General features: G+C 67.9%; 16 protein-coding genes. All 16 read left to right on the plus strand.

Annotated features, from left to right (window positions below):
- A partial coding sequence (locus VGT00_17655) for a sulfite exporter TauE/SafE family protein (protein HEV8533252.1) occupies positions 1–845 on the plus strand: 845 nt, incomplete at its 5' end.
- Between the two features lie 85 nt (positions 846–930).
- Positions 931–2,538 carry a 4Fe-4S dicluster domain-containing protein gene (locus tag VGT00_17660; protein HEV8533253.1) on the plus strand — a complete coding sequence of 536 codons (1,608 nt, stop codon included), beginning with the start codon at positions 931–933 and terminating at the stop codon, positions 2,536–2,538.
- A gap of 7 nt (positions 2,539–2,545) precedes the next feature.
- Positions 2,546–5,374, plus strand: coding sequence for a molybdopterin-dependent oxidoreductase (locus VGT00_17665; GenBank protein HEV8533254.1), 2,829 nt, complete (start codon positions 2,546–2,548; stop codon positions 5,372–5,374).
- Positions 5,375–5,412: 38 nt separating this feature from the next.
- Positions 5,413–5,901, plus strand: a complete 489-nt coding sequence (locus VGT00_17670) for a thiosulfate oxidation carrier protein SoxY (protein HEV8533255.1) — start codon at positions 5,413–5,415, stop codon at positions 5,899–5,901.
- Complete coding sequence (locus tag VGT00_17675; GenBank protein ID HEV8533256.1) at positions 5,898–6,227, plus strand: thiosulfate oxidation carrier complex protein SoxZ; 330 nt, start codon at positions 5,898–5,900, stop codon at positions 6,225–6,227. The genes VGT00_17670 and VGT00_17675 overlap by 4 nt, the downstream gene beginning before the upstream one ends.
- Positions 6,224–6,907 carry a TlpA disulfide reductase family protein gene (locus VGT00_17680; GenBank protein ID HEV8533257.1) on the plus strand — a complete coding sequence of 228 codons (684 nt, stop codon included), beginning with the start codon at positions 6,224–6,226 and terminating at the stop codon, positions 6,905–6,907. Before VGT00_17675 ends, VGT00_17680 begins: the two co-directional genes overlap by 4 nt.
- A 242-nt stretch (positions 6,908–7,149) precedes the next feature.
- Complete coding sequence (locus VGT00_17685) at positions 7,150–8,883, plus strand: FAD-dependent oxidoreductase (protein ID HEV8533258.1); 1,734 nt, start codon at positions 7,150–7,152, stop codon at positions 8,881–8,883.
- 33 nt (positions 8,884–8,916) lie between these two features.
- Positions 8,917–9,240, plus strand: coding sequence for a succinate dehydrogenase (locus VGT00_17690; protein HEV8533259.1), 324 nt, complete (start codon positions 8,917–8,919; stop codon positions 9,238–9,240).
- Entirely contained in the window at positions 9,231–9,947 is a 717-nt protein-coding gene (locus tag VGT00_17695; protein HEV8533260.1) for a succinate dehydrogenase/fumarate reductase iron-sulfur subunit, read from the plus strand. Before VGT00_17690 ends, VGT00_17695 begins: the two co-directional genes overlap by 10 nt.
- Before the next feature lie 386 nt (positions 9,948–10,333).
- Positions 10,334–12,580, plus strand: coding sequence for an aconitate hydratase (locus tag VGT00_17700; GenBank protein HEV8533261.1), 2,247 nt, complete (start codon positions 10,334–10,336; stop codon positions 12,578–12,580).
- A gap of 20 nt (positions 12,581–12,600) precedes the next feature.
- Positions 12,601–13,863, plus strand: a complete 1,263-nt coding sequence (gene icd / locus VGT00_17705; protein HEV8533262.1) for an NADP-dependent isocitrate dehydrogenase — start codon at positions 12,601–12,603, stop codon at positions 13,861–13,863.
- Between the two features lie 10 nt (positions 13,864–13,873).
- Positions 13,874–14,839, plus strand: coding sequence for a malate dehydrogenase (gene mdh, locus VGT00_17710; GenBank protein ID HEV8533263.1), 966 nt, complete (start codon positions 13,874–13,876; stop codon positions 14,837–14,839).
- Between the two features lie 14 nt (positions 14,840–14,853).
- Positions 14,854–15,405 (plus strand): VOC family protein, encoded by a 552-nt coding sequence (locus VGT00_17715; protein HEV8533264.1) that lies wholly within the window; start codon positions 14,854–14,856, stop codon positions 15,403–15,405.
- Between the two features lie 12 nt (positions 15,406–15,417).
- Complete coding sequence (locus VGT00_17720; GenBank protein HEV8533265.1) at positions 15,418–16,260, plus strand: fumarate hydratase; 843 nt, start codon at positions 15,418–15,420, stop codon at positions 16,258–16,260.
- The gene (locus tag VGT00_17725) at positions 16,257–16,826 is read left to right on the plus strand and encodes a FumA C-terminus/TtdB family hydratase beta subunit (GenBank protein ID HEV8533266.1); all 570 of its coding nucleotides are present in this window, start codon (positions 16,257–16,259) and stop codon (positions 16,824–16,826) included. Before VGT00_17720 ends, VGT00_17725 begins: the two co-directional genes overlap by 4 nt.
- On the plus strand, positions 16,816–18,029 hold a 1,214-nt coding region (locus VGT00_17730), incomplete at its 3' end, for an FAD-binding protein (GenBank protein HEV8533267.1). The genes VGT00_17725 and VGT00_17730, both read left to right, overlap by 11 nt.

The raw sequence follows: 18,029 nt of genomic DNA on the forward strand, positions 1-18,029 counted from the left end.
CCGCTAGCTCCGAGCCGGGGTATCATGCTGCCCATGCCGGAGACGGGCGTGGGTTGGGCGTGACCCCGGCTTTCGCTTCAACTCTCGTCGGCCTCGGCTTCATCGGCGCTTTCACATCGGGGCTGGTCGGGGTCGGCGGCGCCATCGTCATGATCCCGCTGGTGTTCTACGTGCCGCCCCTCCTCGGCGTGGGCGGCCTCGACATCAAGATGGTCGCGGGCGTGACCATGGCGCAGGTGCTGGCGGGCTCCGCGATGGGCGCGTGGACGCATGGCCGCGGCGCCATGGTCCATGGCGGCCTGGCTCTGTGGGGCGGAACGGCCATGGCCCTGGGCTCGCTCGCGGGCGCCGTGGCCTCTCGCTTCGTGGGCGGGCGGGTCTTGCTGATCGTCTTCGCCATCATGGCGACGGCCGCGCTGCCCCTCATGTTCGTCGAGCCCGCCGAGGCGGGCCCCGAGGTGAGCGCGGAGCCCATGCCCTTCAACCGGGCCGGGGCCGTGTGCATCCCCGGAGCCGTCGGGCTGCTGTCGGGACTGGTGGGGGCCGGCGGAGCCTTTCTGCTCGTGCCGATGCTCGTCGCGATCATGCGGGTGCCGCTGCGGCTCAGCATCGGCACCTCGCTCGCCATTGCCGGGGCGGGCGCGCTCCTGGGATTCCTGGGCAAGCTCGCCACGGGCCAGGTGCCCCTCATTCCCACCATCGCCGTGGTGGCGGGCTCATTGCCTGGCGCGAGCCTGGGCGCGCACCTGAGCCGGCGCGCTCCGGTGGGAGTGCTGCGGGTGGTGCTCGGCGCGGTCATTGCCCTGGCCGCGGCCCGCGTCTGGCTGGACGTGATCCTTCACTAGCGGATAGCAGAGACTCGGAGTTCGAGCGGAGACGGGGCCGAGGAGCCGGAGGCGACGAGCCCGGCGAGGCGAGGGCTGAGACGAGATGCGTTACGGCTTTGTCATCGATCAAAGAAAGTGCATTGGGTGCCACGCGTGCACGGTGGCCTGCAAGGAGGAGAACCAGGTGCCGCTCGGGGTCAACCGCACCTGGGTCAAGTACATCGAGAAGGGGACGTTCCCGGACACGCGTCGCTACTTCTCCGTCATGCGCTGTAATCACTGTGACAACGCGCCGTGCGTGACCATCTGCCCCACGGTGGCGCTCTACCGCCGGCCCGACGGCATCGTGGATTTCGATGGCGACCGCTGCATCGGCTGCAAGTCGTGCATGCAGGCCTGCCCCTACGACGCGCTCTACATCGATCCCGAGACGCAGACGGCGGCCAAGTGCCACTACTGCGCGCATCGGGTCGAGGTCGCCCTCGAGCCCGCCTGCGTCATCGTGTGTCCCGTGCAGGCCATCATCCCCGGTGATCTCGACGATCCGAATTCGCGCATCGCTCGCCTCATGGCGTCTCAGCAGGTGTCCGTGCGCAAGCCGGAGCTGGGGACACAGCCCAAGCTCTTTTATCTCGGCGCCGACGAGGCCTCGCTGACTCCGGCCATGCAGGAGCGCGGCGGGCGCTATGCCTTCGCGGAAGGCAGCCGCATTCCCATGCCGGGACGGTCGAATGTCGCCGGTGCCGCGCCGGCGACCTCGAGCGGCCACGAGGGCGTGGATCTCCTGCGCATGGCGCGAACGGTCTACGACGTCGCGCACGCCGAGCGGCCCTGGGGCTGGAAGGTGTCCACCTATCTCTGGACCAAGTCTGTTGCCGCGGGGTCGCTGCTCGTGGCGGCGCTGGCGGTGATCGGCGGGCTCCCGAGCGCGGGGACCCTGGCGGGACTCGCGGCACCGCTCATCAGCCTGATTTTCCTCGCGTTGACGACAGGACTGCTCGTCCTGGACCTCAAGCGCCCCGAGCGCTTTCTCTATCTTCTCTTCAAGCCCAACGGGCGCTCCTGGCTCGTCTGGGGCGGATGGATCTTGATGGTGCACGGGATTCTCGCGATCTTGTGGCTCGGGGCGGGTTGGGCCCAGAGCGATCGGTCACTGATCATCCTCGCGTTGCCCATGCTGATCACTGCTGCGGCCTCGGCCGGCTACAGCGCCTTTCTCTTCGGCCAGGCCGAGGGCCGAGACTTCTGGCAGAGCCCCCTGGTACTCCCAGATCTCCTCGTTTCGGCGTGTCTCGCCGGAAGTGCGAGCATCCTCGTCACCTCCCGGTTGCTCGGCGTTCTAGTCGATTTCCCGAGAGGACCGGCCGTGGGCATTCACACGGCCGCCCAGCTCGGCGATGCTGATCTCGCGCTGGCCAGCTTCTTTGTCCTCGGAGCTTCGCTGGTTCTCCACGGGCTCCTCGTGTTCGCGGAGCTCGTGGGCTCTCATTCCACGGAGGATGCTCGGCGGGCCGCGCGGTGGCTCGCGCGTGGACCGTGCCGCGGCCGGTTTGCCGGGGGTGTGGTCTTCGGAGGAATCGCGTTGCCCCTCGCCCTCCTCTTCATACCGTGGCCATCAGCGTGGGCCCTCGGCGCCGTGCTTGCCCTGGGCGGGCTCTGGCTCTGGGAAGATCTCTGGGTGCGCGCGGGTCAGGCGCTGCCGCTCTCGTGAGGCCCTGATGACCGACACGACGGCCGATCCGCTTCACCCGCACGCGCGCGACCTCGACCCACCGGCCTCGGGGCTCAACCGCTATCCGCCCGTCATGCGCTGGGACGACTGGGAAGAGTACGACGCCAAGGCCTGGCCCAAGCGGGTCCCGCGCCGCTATTCGCTCATTCCCACCATCTGCTTCAACTGCGAGGCCGCCTGCGGCCTCCTGGCCTATGTGGACAAGCAGACGCTCAAGATCCAGAAGTTCGAGGGCAACCCCGAGCATCCCGGCAGCCGCGGGCGCAATTGCGCCAAGGGACCCGCCACCCTCAACCAAGTGCAGGATCCGGAGCGCATCCTGTATCCCCTCAGGCGTGCCGGGAGGCGCGGTGAAGGACAGTGGGAGCGCGTGACCTGGAGCGAGGTCCTGGACGACATCGGCGGGCGCATCCGCAAGGCACTCGTCGAGGGCAGGCAGAAGGAAATCATGTACCACCTGGGCCGGCCCGGGCACGAGCTCGTCTATCTCCAGCGCGTCTTCCATGCCTGGGGCATCGACGGCCACAACAGCCATACCAACGTCTGCTCGGCCTCCGCGCGGGCCGGCTATGCCTTCTGGCACGGCTTCGACCGGCCCTCGCCTGATCATGGCAACGCGCGCTTCATCCTGCTGCTGTCTTCCCACCTCGAGGCGGGGCACTACTTCAACCCGCATGCGCAGCGGATCATCGAAGGCAAGATGGCCGGGGCCAAGGTGTGCGTGGTCGACACGCGGCTGAGCAATACGGCCTCCATGGCCGACTACTGGCTCTCGCCGTGGCCGGGCACGGAAGCCGCGCTCCTCCTGGCCTTCGTCCACGTCCTGCTCCGCGACGGCACCTGGGACCGCGAGTTCGTCCGCCGCTGGGTCAACTGGGAGGAGTACCTGATCCAGGAGCGCCCCGGCGCGCCCGTGGACTTCAAGGAGTTCGAGGGGGCGCTGGAGGAGATCTACGCAGCCTACACGCCGCAGTTCGCCGAGACGGAGACCGGCGTGCCCGCCGGCCGCATCGAGGAGGTGGCGCGCGAGATCGGCCGCTGCGGCGGGGCGCTCTCGAGCCATGTCTGGCGCAACGCCTCGGCGGGCAACCTCTTCGGCTGGGAAGTCGCGCGCGCCCTCGAGCTGGTGGTCGTCCTCATGGGGGCCGTCGCCTCGCCGGGCGGCACGGCACCGAGCGCCTGGAACAAGGCCGTGCCCGCTCCGCCCATGATGCCGCCCCCCGCCAAGGTGTGGAGCGAGCTCCTCATGCCGCGCGAGTACCCGCTGGCCTTCTTCGAGATGAGCTTTCTCCTGCCGCACTTCCTCAAGGAAGGCCGGGGCAAGCTCGCCATGTACTTCACGCGCGTGTACAACCCCGTGTGGACCAACCCCGACGGCATGTCGTGGATCGAGATGCTGACGGATGAGTCCCGGGTCGAGCGCCACGCCTGTCTCAGTCCCATCTGGAGCGAGACGGCATGGTTCGCCGATTACGTCTTGCCCATGGGGCATGCCTCGGAGCGGCACGACCTCATGAGCCAGGAGACGCACGCGGCGCGCTGGATCGGGTTCCGCCAGCCCGTGCTCCGCGTGGCCCTCGAGCGCCAGGGCAAGGTCTTCGACTCGACGTGGGAGGCGCACGAGGCGGCGGGGCTGGGGCAGGTGTGGGAGGAAGACGAGTTCTGGATCGAGCTCTCCTGGCGTATCGATCCCGACGGGACCCTCGGCATCCGCAAGTATTTCGAGTCGCCGTACCGACCGGGGGAGAAGCTGCGCGTCAACGAGCTCTATCAGTGGATCTTCGAGCACAGCGTGCCCGGTCTGCCCGAGGCCGCGGCGGAGCAGGGGCTGACGCCGCTGGCGTACATGCGGAAGTACGGCGCGTTCCTGATCGCCGATCACGTCTATCGCACACACGAGACGCTGCTGTCGGAGGCGGAGCGTGAGGGAGCGGCGGTGGACCCGGTGACGCGGGTGGCCGCGAAGAGCGGCGCGGGCATCGGCGTGCTGGTCGACGGCCAGCTCCGGGCCGGCTTCCCGACGCCCTCGCGCAAGCTCGAGTTCTATTCTCCGACCCTCAAGGACTGGAAGTGGCCCGAGCACGCCGTGCCCACCTATGCGCGGAGCCACGTCCACTGGTCCCAGATCGACCGGACGCGCGGCGAAATGCTGCTCCTGCCGACCTTCAGGCTGCCCACCCTCATCCACTCGCGCTCGGGCAATGCCAAGTGGCTCTACGAAATCTCGCACAACAATCCCCTCTGGCTTCACCCGGAGGACGCGGGGCGATTCGGCGTCGGCACGGGCGATCTCCTCAAGGTCGAGACGGAGATCGGCTTCTTCGTGGACAAGGTCTGGGTGACCGAGTCCATCCGCCCGGGGATCGTCGCCTGCTCGCATCACCTCGGCCGATGGCGGCTTCGCGAGGAGATGGGCGGCGAGCGCTGGTCGACGGCCCTGGTCGACCTCCAGGCGCAGGCGCCGGGGCAGTGGAGGATGCGCCATGTCCACGGAGTCCGGCCCTTCGAGAGCGCGGATCCGGACTCCTCGCGCGTGTGGTGGGAGGATCCCGGCGTCCACCAGAACCTGACCTTTCCCGTCCACCCCGACCCGGTGAGCGGGCAGCACTGCTGGCATCAAAAGGTGCGCGTGGGCCGGCCGGCCGCTGACGATCGCTACGGCGATGTCTTCGTGGACACCAATCGGGCGCATGAGGTCTACCGGCAGTGGCTGGCCATGACGCGTCCCGCCCCGGGACCCGGCGGCCTCCGCCGGCCCCTGTGGCTGCCGCGCGCGTTCAAGCCCGATGCCGCAACATATCGGCTGGAGCCGTGACGCTTTGACTTGGCGCGCCGGCGCGGCATGATTAGGCCATGACCGATCGCCGATTGACCCGGAGGGAGTTGCTGGCGACCGCGGCCGCGGCGGGCATGGCATGCGCCTGGATGCGGCATGAGGCGGACGCCCAGGGCTTCCTCGCCAACCTGGCTCCCGAGGAGTCGGTGGAGGCGACCATCAAGCGGCTTTTCGCCGGTCGGGCGCTCCGAGACGGCTCCGCCGTCATGACGCTCGAGGCTCCGCTCATCGCCGAGGACGGCGGCAATGTCCCGTTGGCCGTCGAGGTCAAGTCGCCGATGACGCCGCAGAGCTACGTCAAGGCCATCTATATCCTCTCGGACAAGAACCCCCGGCCCCTGAATGCCAAGCTCACTCTGACCCCGGCCTGCGGCCAGGCCTATGTCGCGACCAACATTCGTCTGGCCGACACGGGCGACGTGCGCGTCGTGGCCGAGATGCAGGACGGCGCGCTCTTGATGGTCAAGCGGAGTATCCGTGTCGTCGTGGCGGGGTGCGCGGCATGAGCGCGCTCGGCCAGGTCCGAATCAAGCTGCCCGCGGGCATCGCTCGCGGCTCCGTGGCCCGGGTGCGGGTCGTCTGCATTCATCCCAATGAGCGCGTGGAGCGCCAGGGCGGCAAGTCGGTGGACAAGAACTATCGATTCATTAATCGTGTGGTCGTGAACTACCTCGGACGCGACATCGCGGAGCTCGACACCTCCACCTCCATCGGCGAGAACCCGGCCTTTACCATCCCCTTCCGCGCCACCGAGCCGGGCGCGCTCAAGATCACCTTCCTTGACACGCATGGGTCGCGCTTCGAGGGCACGGCCGAGGTGAAGCTCGCGTGAGACCGCGCGGGCTCTGGGCCATGATGGCCCTGGCGGGGATGACCGTCAGCGTCGGCATTCCTCCGGTCCCGGCCCAGATCGACGATGAGGACGAGCGCCAGCGCGAGCAGGCTCGCGATCGAGACATTCAGCGAAAAGTTCCGCCCTGGCTCTATGACCTCTACCGGAAGGATCGCGACCGCGACAAGCCAAAGGAGAAGACCGAGCTCGACAAGCTGGTCGAGCAGGCCAGGGTCTTCCCCCTCATCGGCCGCGAGCCGCCACCCTTCTCGCTCCTTCGCCTCGACGGCCGCCGGGTCGCCCTCTCCGACTTCACCGGGCACGTGGTCGTGCTCTACTTCTGGACGACGGCCTCCTCCTATGGCGCCGACGAGCTCGCCTCACGGATGGAAAAAGTCCAGCGCGAGTGGCGCGACCGGAAGTTCACCGTCCTCGCCGTCAACGTCAAGGAGAAGAGAGAGGACGTCGCCCCCTGGGTGCAGAAGCGCCTGCTCTCGCCCGTGGTGCTCCTCGACAGTGACGGCGGCGTCAGCCAGGACTATCGCGTTCGCGCCATTCCCACGGCGTACGTGATAGGCCGCGACATGAGACTGGTCGGCCGCGTGTCGGGGACTCGCGCCTGGGACGAAGGGCCGGAAAAGGCCCTGCTGGACTACCTCGTCAAAGCGCCGGCCAGCTAGTCGCCTGGCCAAGTGATTCCCATGCCCTCGCGAGCAAGGATGTTCCGCTTCGAGCGCCGGCTTCGCCGGCGCCATTCTCAAATTGCTCGCCTCGGACGGCAGGGCTTCCTCATACGGCTCGCCTCGCACGCGGGGGCCCCAGCCCCCAGCCGTGCTGCGGCTCGTACTGCGCCCGCGACGTCCTGCGGCTCGCCCTGCGTCGGGGGGAGGTTTCGGAAGGGGGGCGGAGCCCCCCGCCGAGCTTGCTGACCATCGACCTCGTCGAGACTGACATCCTGATCCTCGGAGCCGGTGGCGCCGGACTCTGCGCCGCCCTCCACGCCGCCGACCATTCTCCGCATCTCTCCGTCACCGTGGTGGTCAAGGGACTTCTCGGCCGCGCGGGCTGCACGCGCATGGTCCAGGGCGGCTACAATGCCGTGCTCGCCGAGCCGGACACCCTCGAGGCCCACTTCCTCGACACCCTCGCGGGGGGCGGCTGGATCAATGACCAGGAGCTGGTGTGGACACTGGTGACGGAAGCCCCGGGACGCGTGCGCGAGCTCGAGAATCGCTATGGCTGCTTCTTCGACCGGCGCCCCGACGGCCGCATCCATCAGAAGCCCTTCGCCGGCCAGTCGCACGACCGCACCATCCACAAGGGCGATCTGACGGGCATCGAGATCATGAACCGGCTCACGGAGCAGGTGTGGACGCGCCGGTCCATTCGAGCCCTCGAGGAGCACCGGGCGGTGGAGCTCCTCCGGGACGGCGCCGGCCGCGTGGGCGGGGCGCTCCTCCTCGATATCCGGCGGGGGAGCTTTCTCGCCGTGCGCGCCCGGGCCACGCTCCTCGCCATGGGCGGCGGGCCCACCATGTACCGGGTCATCGCGTGTTCCGCCGACAAGGCGGCCGACGGCATCGCGCTGGCCCTCAAGGCCGGCCTGCCCCTCCGGGACATGGAGATGGTGCAGTTCCACCCCACGGGGCTGGTGATGCCCAACTCGCTCATGACGGGCGCTCTGCTCGAAGAGGGTCTGCGCGGAGCGGGTGGGCGCCTGCTCAATGGAAAGGGCGAGCGCTTCATGGGCCGCTACGACGCCACGCGAATGGAGCGCTCGACGCGGGATCGGGTGGCGCGCGCATGTTTCACGGAGGTGCAGGAGGGACGGGGTAGTCCCAATGGCGGCGTGTGGATCGACGTCTCGCACCTCGGCGCCAAGACGGTGGAGGCCAACTTCCGCGGGATGGTCCGGCGCTGTCGTGATTTCGGCCGGGATCTCGCCCGCGAGCCGGTCGAAGTCGGGCCGACCGCCCACTTCATGATGGGCGGGGTGGTGATCGATACGTCTTGCCGCACGAGCGTCGAGGGACTCTTCGCGGCCGGCGAGGATGCGGGCGGCATCCACGGCGCCAACCGCCTCGGCGGCAATGGCGTGGCCGACTCCACCGTCTTCGGGGGCCTGGCGGGCGAGGTCATGGCCGACTGGGTGGTGGGCCGCGCGCTGCCGCGCTTCTCGATGGAAGGGCTCGAGGCGGTTGCCGGGCGTCTGGCCGCCCCCCTCGATCGCGGAGAAGGGGAGAGCCTCTACAGGCTGCAGCAGCGGCTGCGCGACGTGATGTGGGAGCAAGTGGGGCTGATCCGCTCGGCCCCCGGGCTCAAGTCGGCCCTCAAGGAGATCGAGGAGATCGGCCAGCGCGCGGCGGGCGTGCCCGTGCCGGGCGGCCCCACGTACAACCTGGCCTGGCAGGACTGGCTCAACCTCCAGAGCCAGTCCGCCGCGGCCTGGCTCATCGCGCGGAGCGCGCTCGAGCGGAACGAGAGCCGAGGCTCACACTTCCGCTCCGACTATCCTGAGACCGGCTCCGAGCTCTACAGCGTCTCCGTGGGCGCCGACGACAGCTCGGGGCTGCGCGTGTGGACGGAGCCGGTGAAGCTCACGCGTCTCTCGCCCACCGGCACGCGCCAGCCCACGGGCGTGGACGTGGGCGATTGATGCGCCCGCGGCTCTCCCTGGCGCCCTGAGAGCATGCGCGACCGACGAGTGCTCAAGCGGCGGCTCGGCTCGGCCGAGGCCTGGCGGGACACCAAGGCCGGCATGTGGGCCTGGCTCATCCAGCGCCTGGCCGCCCTCGGGCTCCTGGCCGTGATCGCGCTCCATCTGCACAATCCCTTCGCGCGGCCCGTGCAGGCCGCCGTGCTCGCCCTGGTTCTCCTGCATGGGCTGCTGGGCATCCGCGCCATCCTCCTCGACTTCGGCCTGCCCGCCCGCGTGCATCGCGCCCTGTTCCTCCTCGCGCTCGTCGTCGCCCTGGCGGGATTCGTCGCGTTCTGGAGATGGCGATGGTACTGAAGGTCTTCCGCTGGTCGCCGGGCTCACGCGAGCGCTTGCAGAAGTACTGGGTGAAGGCACGCCAGGGCATGACCGTGCTCGATGCCCTCGTCGAGGTCCAGCGCGGCACGGATCCCACGCTGGCCTTCCGCTACGCCTGCCGGGTGGGCATGTGCGGCTCCTGCGGCATGGTCATCAATGGACGGGAGCGGTGGGCCTGCCGCACCTTGCTGTCCAAGCTCGAGCGCGGCGCCGTGACGGTGCGGCCGCTCTACCACTTCCCGCTCATTCGGGACCTCGTGGTGGAGATGGAGCCGATCAAGCGGAAAATGCTCGAGAGCAAGGCCGTGTTCGTGCCGCGGCGGCCCGCCGAAGACGAGGCGGGATTCGCCGCCGTGGGTGGCCGCTCGCGCGAGCGCCGCGCTGTGGATGCCGCCATCGAGTGCATCGGGTGCGGCATGTGCGTCTCGGCCTGCACCATGGTCGCCCATGATCCTCGCTTTCCCGGTCCCGCCGCCCTCAATCGGGTCTTCACGCTGCAGCGGGACAGCCGGGACGGGGCGCATGCCGAGCGCGGCGAGGCGCTCCTCGCCGAGGATGTCCTCACGCGCTGCCACACCCAGGCCAATTGCACGGCCGTCTGTCCCATGCAGCTCTCGCCCACCGACTCCATCCTCGCCCTCCGGCGCCGCGCCGTTCTGCGGCTGATAGGCATCAGCCCGCGCTGAACGTTGCCGACAGGGGTACTGGGCCAATTTGCTTCGCCAGATCAATCGAGCCCTCGCCTCATGGCAGGGCCATTCGGCTCGAAGAGCCACGTTCTCGGTCGCCAGCGACGCTCAACGTACATACAGGTACGCCTCGCATCGCTGGCTCCCTCGGGCGTGGCGGTTCGAGCTGAGGGGCGCAGCCCCGAGGCGAGGGCTGAGTAGAATTGGCTCGCAACTTGACCCAGTACCGGGGCGCTTCCTTGACCTCGGGGGAGCGTCATGTTAGCGTTTTGATTAGATTTCACCTGTCGCCTCCTGCCTCGCTTGGTAGGAGGCGATACGTCTGTGTGCGCTCGGTATTTCTGTTGCTCGGTCGGATACGTGGTCATCGAGGAGGGCCCGCCATGGCGGTAGACCAGATCAAGCGGCTCTACGAATCCATGCCTGCCAAGCTGGACCGGGCCCGTAAGCGCTTCGGTCGGGCCCTGACCCTCAGCGAGAAGATCCTCGTCGCCCACGCCGACGATTTCGACAAGCAGGAGTGGAGTCGGGGCAAGGCCCAGCTCCGCCTGCGCGTGGACCGCGTGTCCCTCCAGGACGCCACGGGCCAGATGGCCCTGCTCCAGTTCATTCAAGCGGGCAAGAAGCAGGCGGCGGTGCCGAGCACCGTGCATTGCGACCACCTGATCCGCGCGCAGAGCGGCGCCTCGGAAGACACGAAGCGCGCCATCACCGAGAACAACGAGGTCTACGACTTCCTCCACTCCGCCGCGCGCAAGTACGGCATCGGCTTCTGGAAGCCCGGGGCCGGCATCATCCACCAGGTGGTCCTCGAGAACTATGCCTTCCCGGGTGGCCTCATGATCGGCGCGGACTCGCATACGCCAAATTGCGGCGGCCTCGGCATGGTCGCCATCGGAGTGGGTGGCGCCGACTGCGGCGAGGCCATGGCGGGGCTGGCGTGGGAAGTGCTGGATCCGGGCCTCATCGGCGTGCGTCTCACCGGCAAGCTCGCGGGGTGGACCTCGGCCAAGGACGTGATCACGCATCTCCTGGGGGTCCTGACCGTCAAGGGCGGCACCAACAAGATCGTCGAGTACTTCGGGCCGGGCGCGTCCTCGATCAGCGCCACCGGCAAGGGCACCATCTGCAACATGGGGGCGGAGTTGGGCGCCACCACCTCGCTCTTCCCCTTCGACGAGCGGATGTCGAGCTATCTCGCGGCCACCGACCGCGCCGACATCGCCAAGCTGGCCGAGCAGTATCGCGAGCATCTCGTCTCCGACCCCGAGGTGCTGGCGGATCCCCGGAAGTACTACGACGAGATCGTGGAGATCGATCTCTCCGAGCTCGAGCCCACCATCGTGGGCCCTCACTCGCCGGACCGCGCGCGGCCCATCTCCAAGCTCGCCGCCGAGGTCAAGAAGGAAGGCTGGCCCGCCCAGATCAAGGCCGGGCTCATCGGCTCGTGCACGAACTCCTCCTACGAGGACATGAAGCGCTCCGCCCACATCGCCATGCAGGCCCTCAAGGCGGGGCTCAAGGCCAAGACCCCCTTCCTGGTCACCCCGGGCTCGGAGCGCATCTACCAGACCATCAAGCGTGACGGCATCATGGAGACCTTCGAGAAGATCGGCGGCACCGTGCTCGCCAATGCCTGCGGGCCGTGCATCGGCCAGTGGAAGCGCTCGGACGTGGGCAAGGATGAGAGCAACACCATCGTCTCCTCGTTCAACCGCAATTTCCCCGGGCGCAATGACGGCAGCGCGGCGACCCTGTCGTTCCTGACGAGCCCCGAGATCGTCACCGCCCTCGTCTTCGGCGGCACCCTCGAGTTCGACCCCGTGCACGGGACGATTCCGGGCCCCGACGGCAAGGCGTTCCGGTTCACCCCGCCGGAGAGCGAGGAGCTTCCCGCCAAGGGCTTTGCCAAGGGCGAGGAGGGCTACGAGGCGCCCGCCGCCGACGGCGATGCCGTGCAGGTGAAGATCGATCCCAACAGCCAGAGGCTCCAGCTCCTGCAGCCCTTCCCGCGCTGGGACGGCAAGGATTTCCTCGAGCTGCCCATTCTCGTGAAGACCAAGGGCAAGACGACCACCGACCACATCTCGCCGGCCGGGGCCTGGCTCCTCGTCCGCGGCCATCTGGACAAGATCAGCGACAACATGTTCCTGGGCGCCGTCAATGCCTTCACCGGCGAGGCGGGCAAGGGCGTCAACCCGCTCACGGGCGAGGCGGGCCAGAACTTCTCCAAGATGGCCCGCGAGCTCAAGGCCAAGGGCCAGGGCTGGATCGTGATCGGCGACGAGAACTACGGCGAAGGCTCGAGCCGCGAGCACGCCGCCATGTCGCCGCGCTACCTGGGGTGCAAGGTGGTCATCGTGCGGAGCTTCGCGCGCATTCACGAGACCAACCTCAAGAAGCAGGGCATTCTCCCTCTGACCTTCTCGAAGGCCTCCGACTACGATCTCTTCGAGCAATCGGACCGCGTCAGCGTCAAGGGGCTCGCGCAGCTCACCCCGGGCAAGCCCGTCGACGTCGTCATCCACAAGCCCGGCGGCAAGACCGTCACCATCCAGTGCCGGCACACCCTCACCGACGAGCAGATCGGGTGGTTCAAGGCGGGATCCGCCCTGAACGCCTTGACATAGCATCGCGCAAGGAGAAGCCCATGGCGTCGCACGTCAAGATCCCGGCAGGCGAGAAGGTCACGCTCAGCCACGGCAAGCTCCAGGTTCCGGACCGCCCCATCATCGCCTTCATCGAGGGCGACGGCACGGGCCCGGACATCTGGGCGGCCTCGGTCCGGGTGCTGGACGCCGCCGTCGAGCAATCCTATCGCGGCAAGAAGAAGATCGCGTGGGCGGAGGTCTATGCCGGCGAAAAAGCGCACACCGTGTATGGCAAGGACTGCCCGCCCAACCTGCTTCCCGACGAGACGCTCGACGTCATCCGCGAGTACCTCATCGCCATCAAGGGCCCGCTGACCACACCGGTGGGCGAGGGCTTTCGCTCGCTCAACGTGACTCTGCGCCAGGTGCTCGACCTCTATGTCTGCCTCCGGCCCGTGCGCTACTTCAAGGGTGTGCCCTCGCCTGTCAAGCATCCCGAGAAGATCGACATGGTCATCTTCCGGGAGAACACCGAGGACATCTACGCGGGCATCGAGTGGGAGCAGGGGACGCCCGAGGCGAAGAAGGTCATCGAGTTCCTGCAGAAGGAGATGAAGGTCAAGCAGATCCGTTTCCCGCAGACCTCTTCCATCGGCGTCAAGCCGGTGTCCAAGGAGGGCTCCGAGCGCCTGGTCCGCGCGGCCATGCGTTACACCATCGAGAACGGGCGCCGCAACGTCACCCTCGTGCACAAGGGCAACATCCAGAAGTACACGGAAGGGATGTTCATGAAGTGGGGCTACGCCCTGGCCAAGCGGGAGTTCTCCGACAAGCTCGTGGGCTGGGACGATTGCGGGGGCAAGCCGCCTGCGGGCAAGATCCTCGTCAAGGACGCCATCACCGACGCCTTCCTGCAGCAGATCCTCACCCGCCCGGACGAGTTCGACGTCATCCCCTGCTGCAACCTCACGGGCGATCTCATCTCCGACGCGCTGGCCGCGCAGGTGGGCGGCATCGGCATCGCGCCCGGGGCCAACATCAACTACGAGAGCGGGCACGCCCTCTTCGAGGCGACCCACGGCACCGCCCCCAAGTACACGGGACAGGACAAGGTCAATCCCGGCTCGGTCATCCTCTCCGGCGAGATGATGCTGCGCCACATGGGCTGGACGGAGGCGGCGGAACGGATCATCACCGCCCTGGAGACGACCATCGGGCAGAAGGTGGTGACCTACGACTTCGCGCGGCTCATGGAGGGCGCGAAGGAAGTCAAGTGCTCGGAGTTCGGCACGGCCATCATCGAGAACATGAAAAAGCTGTGAAGGAGCGCCCATGCAAGTGGGAAGAGCGGAACCGCTGAGCGTCGTCAACCGCCGTCCAAAGATCACCGTGGTGGGCGCCGGCAACGTCGGCGCCTCCGTCGCCCAGTACGCGGTGGAGCGCGAGCTGGGCGACGTGGTGCTCGTGGACGTCGTGGAAGGCATCCCCCAGGGCAAGGCGCTCGACCTGGCCCAGGCGGGACCCGTGCACGGTTACGATGCCGTGCTCATCGGCGGGAACGGCTACGAGGAAACGGCGAACTCGGACATCGTCGTCATCACGGCCGGGCTGGCGCGCAAGCCCGGCATGACGCGAGACGATCTCCTCTTCAAAAATGCCGAGATCGTGAGCGGCGTCGTGGAGCAGGTGGTGACGCGCTCGCGGGAGGCCATCCTCGTTCTCGTCACCAACCCGCTCGACGCCATGGTGCAGCTGGCCTGGAAGAAGTCCGGGTTCCCGCACCGGCGGGTGGTCGGCATGGCAGGCATCCTCGATTCGGCCCGCTTCCGCACTTTTATCGCCCAGGAGCTTCAGGTGTCCGTGGAGAACGTCACCGCCTTCGTGCTGGGCGGCCACGGCGACTCGATGGTGCCCCTGCCGCGCTACTCGACGGTGGCGGGCGTTCCGATCACGGAACTGCTTTCACCCGAGAAGATCCAGGCGCTGGTGACGCGGACGGCCAATGGCGGGGCCGAGATCGTTGGCCTGCTCAAGAGCGGCAGCGCGTACTACGCCCCCGCCGCCTCCACCGTGGAGATGGTCGAGGCCATCTTGAAGGACAAGAAGAAGATCCTGCCCTGCGCGGCGTACCTCGATGGCCAGTACGGCGTGAAGGGTCTCTACGTCGGCGTTCCCGTCAAGCTCGGCCGGAGCGGAGTGGAGCAGATCATCGAGATCAAGCTCACCCGCGACGAGCAGGCCGCCTTCGACAAGTCCGCGGCCGCGGTGCGGGAGCTCGTGGACAAGCTCAAGCTGTAGAGGAGGAGAACATCATGGCAAAGGCCAAGGCCAAGGCACGAAAGAAGGCGAAGCGGCCGGCTCCCCCGCGGGCGAAGAAGGCGACAGTGGCCGTCCCGGGCGCCCCCGCCGGCTATCACACCCTCACCCCGGGATTCTGCGTCCGCGGCGCCCTCGAAGCGCTCGACTTCTACAAGAAGGCCTTCGGCGCCACCGAGCGCATGCGCATGATGAAGCCCGGCGGAACGACGCTCGCCCACGCGGAGCTGAAGATCGGGGATTCGCTCTTCATGCTGGGCGAGGAAGACCCCGCCATGGGCGCCAAGTCGGCGCAGACGATAGGTGGGAGTTCGGTCAACTTCTACATCTACGTCAAGGCGGTGGACGCCGCGGTCGAGAAGGCGCTGGCCGCGGGCGCCAAGGCGGTCATGCCCGTCACCGACATGTTCTGGGGCGATCGGATCGGTGGCGTGGAGGATCCGTACGGTCAGAAGTGGACGCTAGCCACCCACAAGGAGAACGTGGCGCCGCGCGAGATGCAAAAACGGGCGGAAGCCTTCTACGCGCAGGCGGCCGGCTCTCACTAGCTCAAGGTGACCATGCGCGAGATCCACACCTCCGCCATCGCGGACGCCGTCAAGAAGCTCTGCATCGAGGCCAACCACGGCCTCGAGCCCGACATGCTGCGCGCCTTCGATCGGGCGCTGGGCACCGAGCGCTCGCCCGCGGGCCGGCATGTCCTGCAGATCCTCAAGGAGAACGCCGAGCTCGCCTGGACGAAGAAGATCCCGTACTGCCAGGACACGGGCTTCGTGATCTGCTTCATCGAGCTCGGACAGGACGTTCACGTGACGGGGGGAAGCCTGTCCGACGCCATCAACGAGGGCGTGAGGCAGGGCTACACGGAGGGCTATCTCCGAGCATCGATCGTCCGTTCGCCCTTCGACCGCGTGAACACGGGAGACAACACGCCGGCCGTGATCCACATGGACGTGGTGCCGGGCGCCACCATGAAGATCATGATCATGGCCAAGGGCGGCGGCTGTGAGAACCGCTCGAAGTACAAGATGCTCACCCCCGCCGAGGGCGTGGAGGGCGTCAAGGAATGGATCCTCGAGTGCATCCGGACGGCGGGCCCCGACGCGTGCCCGCCCCTCATCGCCGGCGTCGGCGTGGGCGGCACCTTCGAGAAGGCGGCCCTGCTCTCGAAGCGGGCGCTCTTTCGTGAGCTCGGCACGCCCAACCCGGACGCGGCTATGGATGCGCTCGAGCAGGAAGTTCTCGGCCGCGCCAATCGGCTCGGCATCGGCCCCCAGGGCTACGGCGGGGACACCACGGCATTCGGCATCCACATCCTGACCTATCCCTGCCACATCACGAGCCTGCCCGTGGCCGTCACCATCGAGTGCCACGCCCACAGGCACAAAGAAGTAACTTTGTGATCACCACGGCGGCGGACGGGGTCAAGGAGGTCACGCCGCCCCTGAGCGACGTCGACGTGGAATCGCTCAAGGCGGGAGACCGCGTCCGCATCACGGGTGTGATCTTCACGGCCCGTGACGCCGCCCATGGCCGGCTGCTGCCGCTGATCGAGGCGGGAAGGCCGCTGCCCTTCGACGTGCGCGGGCAAATCATCTACTACACCGGCCCCTCGCCGGCGCGGCCCGGCGAGGTGGTCGGGTCGATCGGACCCACCACGGGCGGGCGCATGGACAAGTTCACGCCTGCCCTGCTGGAACTCGGCCTCAAGGGGACCATGGGGAAAGGCGCGCGCTCGCAACCGGTGAAAGACGCGTTCATGAAGTTCAAGGGCGTCTACTTCGGCGCGATCGGGGGCGCGGGCGCCGTGCTCTCCCGCTTCGTCAGGAAGGTCGACATCGTCGCGTACGAGGACCTCGGGACGGAGGCCATCCGGCGCATCGAGGTCGAGAGTTTTCCGGCCATCGTGATCAACGACTGCCATGGTGGCGACCTCTACCAGGAAGGAATGACGCAATATGCCCGGTAACGACGCGCATCAACACGACGTGCTGGTGATCGGCGGGGGCGGGGCCGGGCTCCGGGCGGCCATCGCCGCAGCGGAAGAGTCCGGGCGGCTCTCCATCGCCGTCCTCTCGAAGGTGTATCCGATGCGCAGTCACACCGTGTCCGCCGAGGGCGGAACGGCGGCGGTCATGCGCGAGAACGACAGCCTCGACACGCACGCGAAGGACACGATCTTCGGCAGCGATTTTCTGGCCGACCAGGACGTCGTGGAGGCCTTCGTGAAGGAAGCCCCGGGCGAGGTCATCCAGCTCGAGCACTGGGGCTGTCCGTGGAGCCGGGATCCCGACGGCCGCGTCAGCGTCCGCCCCTTCGGCGGCATGACGGTGAACCGGACCCTCTACGCCGCCGACAAGACCGGGTTTCACATGCTCCACGCGCTCTTCCAGACCTCGCTGAAGTACGATCAGATCGTCCGCTACGACGAGTGGTTCGCCACCTCGCTGCTCGTGGAGGACCGCCGGGTGTGCGGGGTGGCCGCGGTCAACGTGCAGGACGGCACGGTGGGCGCCATCACGGCCAAGGCGGTCATCCTCTGCACGGGCGGCGGCGGCCGCGTCTTTCCGTTCACCACCAATGCCGCCATCAAGACGGGCGACGGCATGGCCCTGGCCTACCGCGCCGGCGCCCCCCTCAAGGACATGGAGTTCGTGCAGTACCACCCCACGGGGCTGCCGGGCACCGGCATCCTCATCACCGAAGCGGCGCGGGGGGAGGGCGGACACCTCAAGAACAAGGACGGCTACCGCTACCTCCAGGACTACGGCCTCGGGCCGGCGACGGACAAGCCCGTGCACCGCAAGATGGAGCTGGGTCCTCGCGACATCCTCTCCCGCTGCCACATGCAGGAGTACCAGAAGGGACGGACGTTCGAGGGCCCCTACGGCCACTACGTCCACCTCGATCTCCGGCACCTCGGGGAGAAGCTGATCGACAAGAACCTGCCCTTCGTGCGGGAGCTGGCCAAGAACTATGTGGGGATCGATCCCGTGTACGAGCCGATTCCCGTGCGGCCGGTGGTGCACTACATGATGGGCGGCATCTCCACTGACATCAACGCCAAGACGCCGCTCGAGGGCTTGTACGCCGCCGGGGAGGCGGCCTGTGTCTCCATCAACGGCGCCAACCGCCTCGGCTCCAACTCGCTCACCGAGTTGCTCGTGTTCGG

It is taken from the genome of Candidatus Methylomirabilota bacterium, assembly GCA_036002485.1.
Classification (GTDB): Bacteria; Methylomirabilota; Methylomirabilia; order Rokubacteriales; family CSP1-6; genus AR37.

Excerpts from the sequence above, each read along its gene's own strand:
- VGT00_17695 (HEV8533260.1), top strand. The coding sequence starts at position 9,231 with ATGGTACTGAAGGTCTTCCGCTGGTCGCCGGGCTCACGCGAGCGCTTG.
- VGT00_17700 (HEV8533261.1), top strand. The coding sequence starts at position 10,334 with ATGGCGGTAGACCAGATCAAGCGGCTCTACGAATCCATGCCTGCCAAG.
- VGT00_17665 (HEV8533254.1), top strand. The coding sequence starts at position 2,546 with ATGACCGACACGACGGCCGATCCGCTTCACCCGCACGCGCGCGACCTC.
- VGT00_17670 (HEV8533255.1), top strand. The coding sequence starts at position 5,413 with ATGACCGATCGCCGATTGACCCGGAGGGAGTTGCTGGCGACCGCGGCC.
- icd (HEV8533262.1), top strand. The coding sequence starts at position 12,601 with ATGGCGTCGCACGTCAAGATCCCGGCAGGCGAGAAGGTCACGCTCAGC.
- VGT00_17660 (HEV8533253.1), top strand. The coding sequence starts at position 931 with ATGCGTTACGGCTTTGTCATCGATCAAAGAAAGTGCATTGGGTGCCAC.
- VGT00_17715 (HEV8533264.1), top strand. The coding sequence starts at position 14,854 with ATGGCAAAGGCCAAGGCCAAGGCACGAAAGAAGGCGAAGCGGCCGGCT.
- VGT00_17690 (HEV8533259.1), top strand. The coding sequence starts at position 8,917 with ATGCGCGACCGACGAGTGCTCAAGCGGCGGCTCGGCTCGGCCGAGGCC.
- VGT00_17675 (HEV8533256.1), top strand. The coding sequence starts at position 5,898 with ATGAGCGCGCTCGGCCAGGTCCGAATCAAGCTGCCCGCGGGCATCGCT.
- mdh (HEV8533263.1), top strand. The coding sequence starts at position 13,874 with ATGCAAGTGGGAAGAGCGGAACCGCTGAGCGTCGTCAACCGCCGTCCA.
- VGT00_17720 (HEV8533265.1), top strand. The coding sequence starts at position 15,418 with ATGCGCGAGATCCACACCTCCGCCATCGCGGACGCCGTCAAGAAGCTC.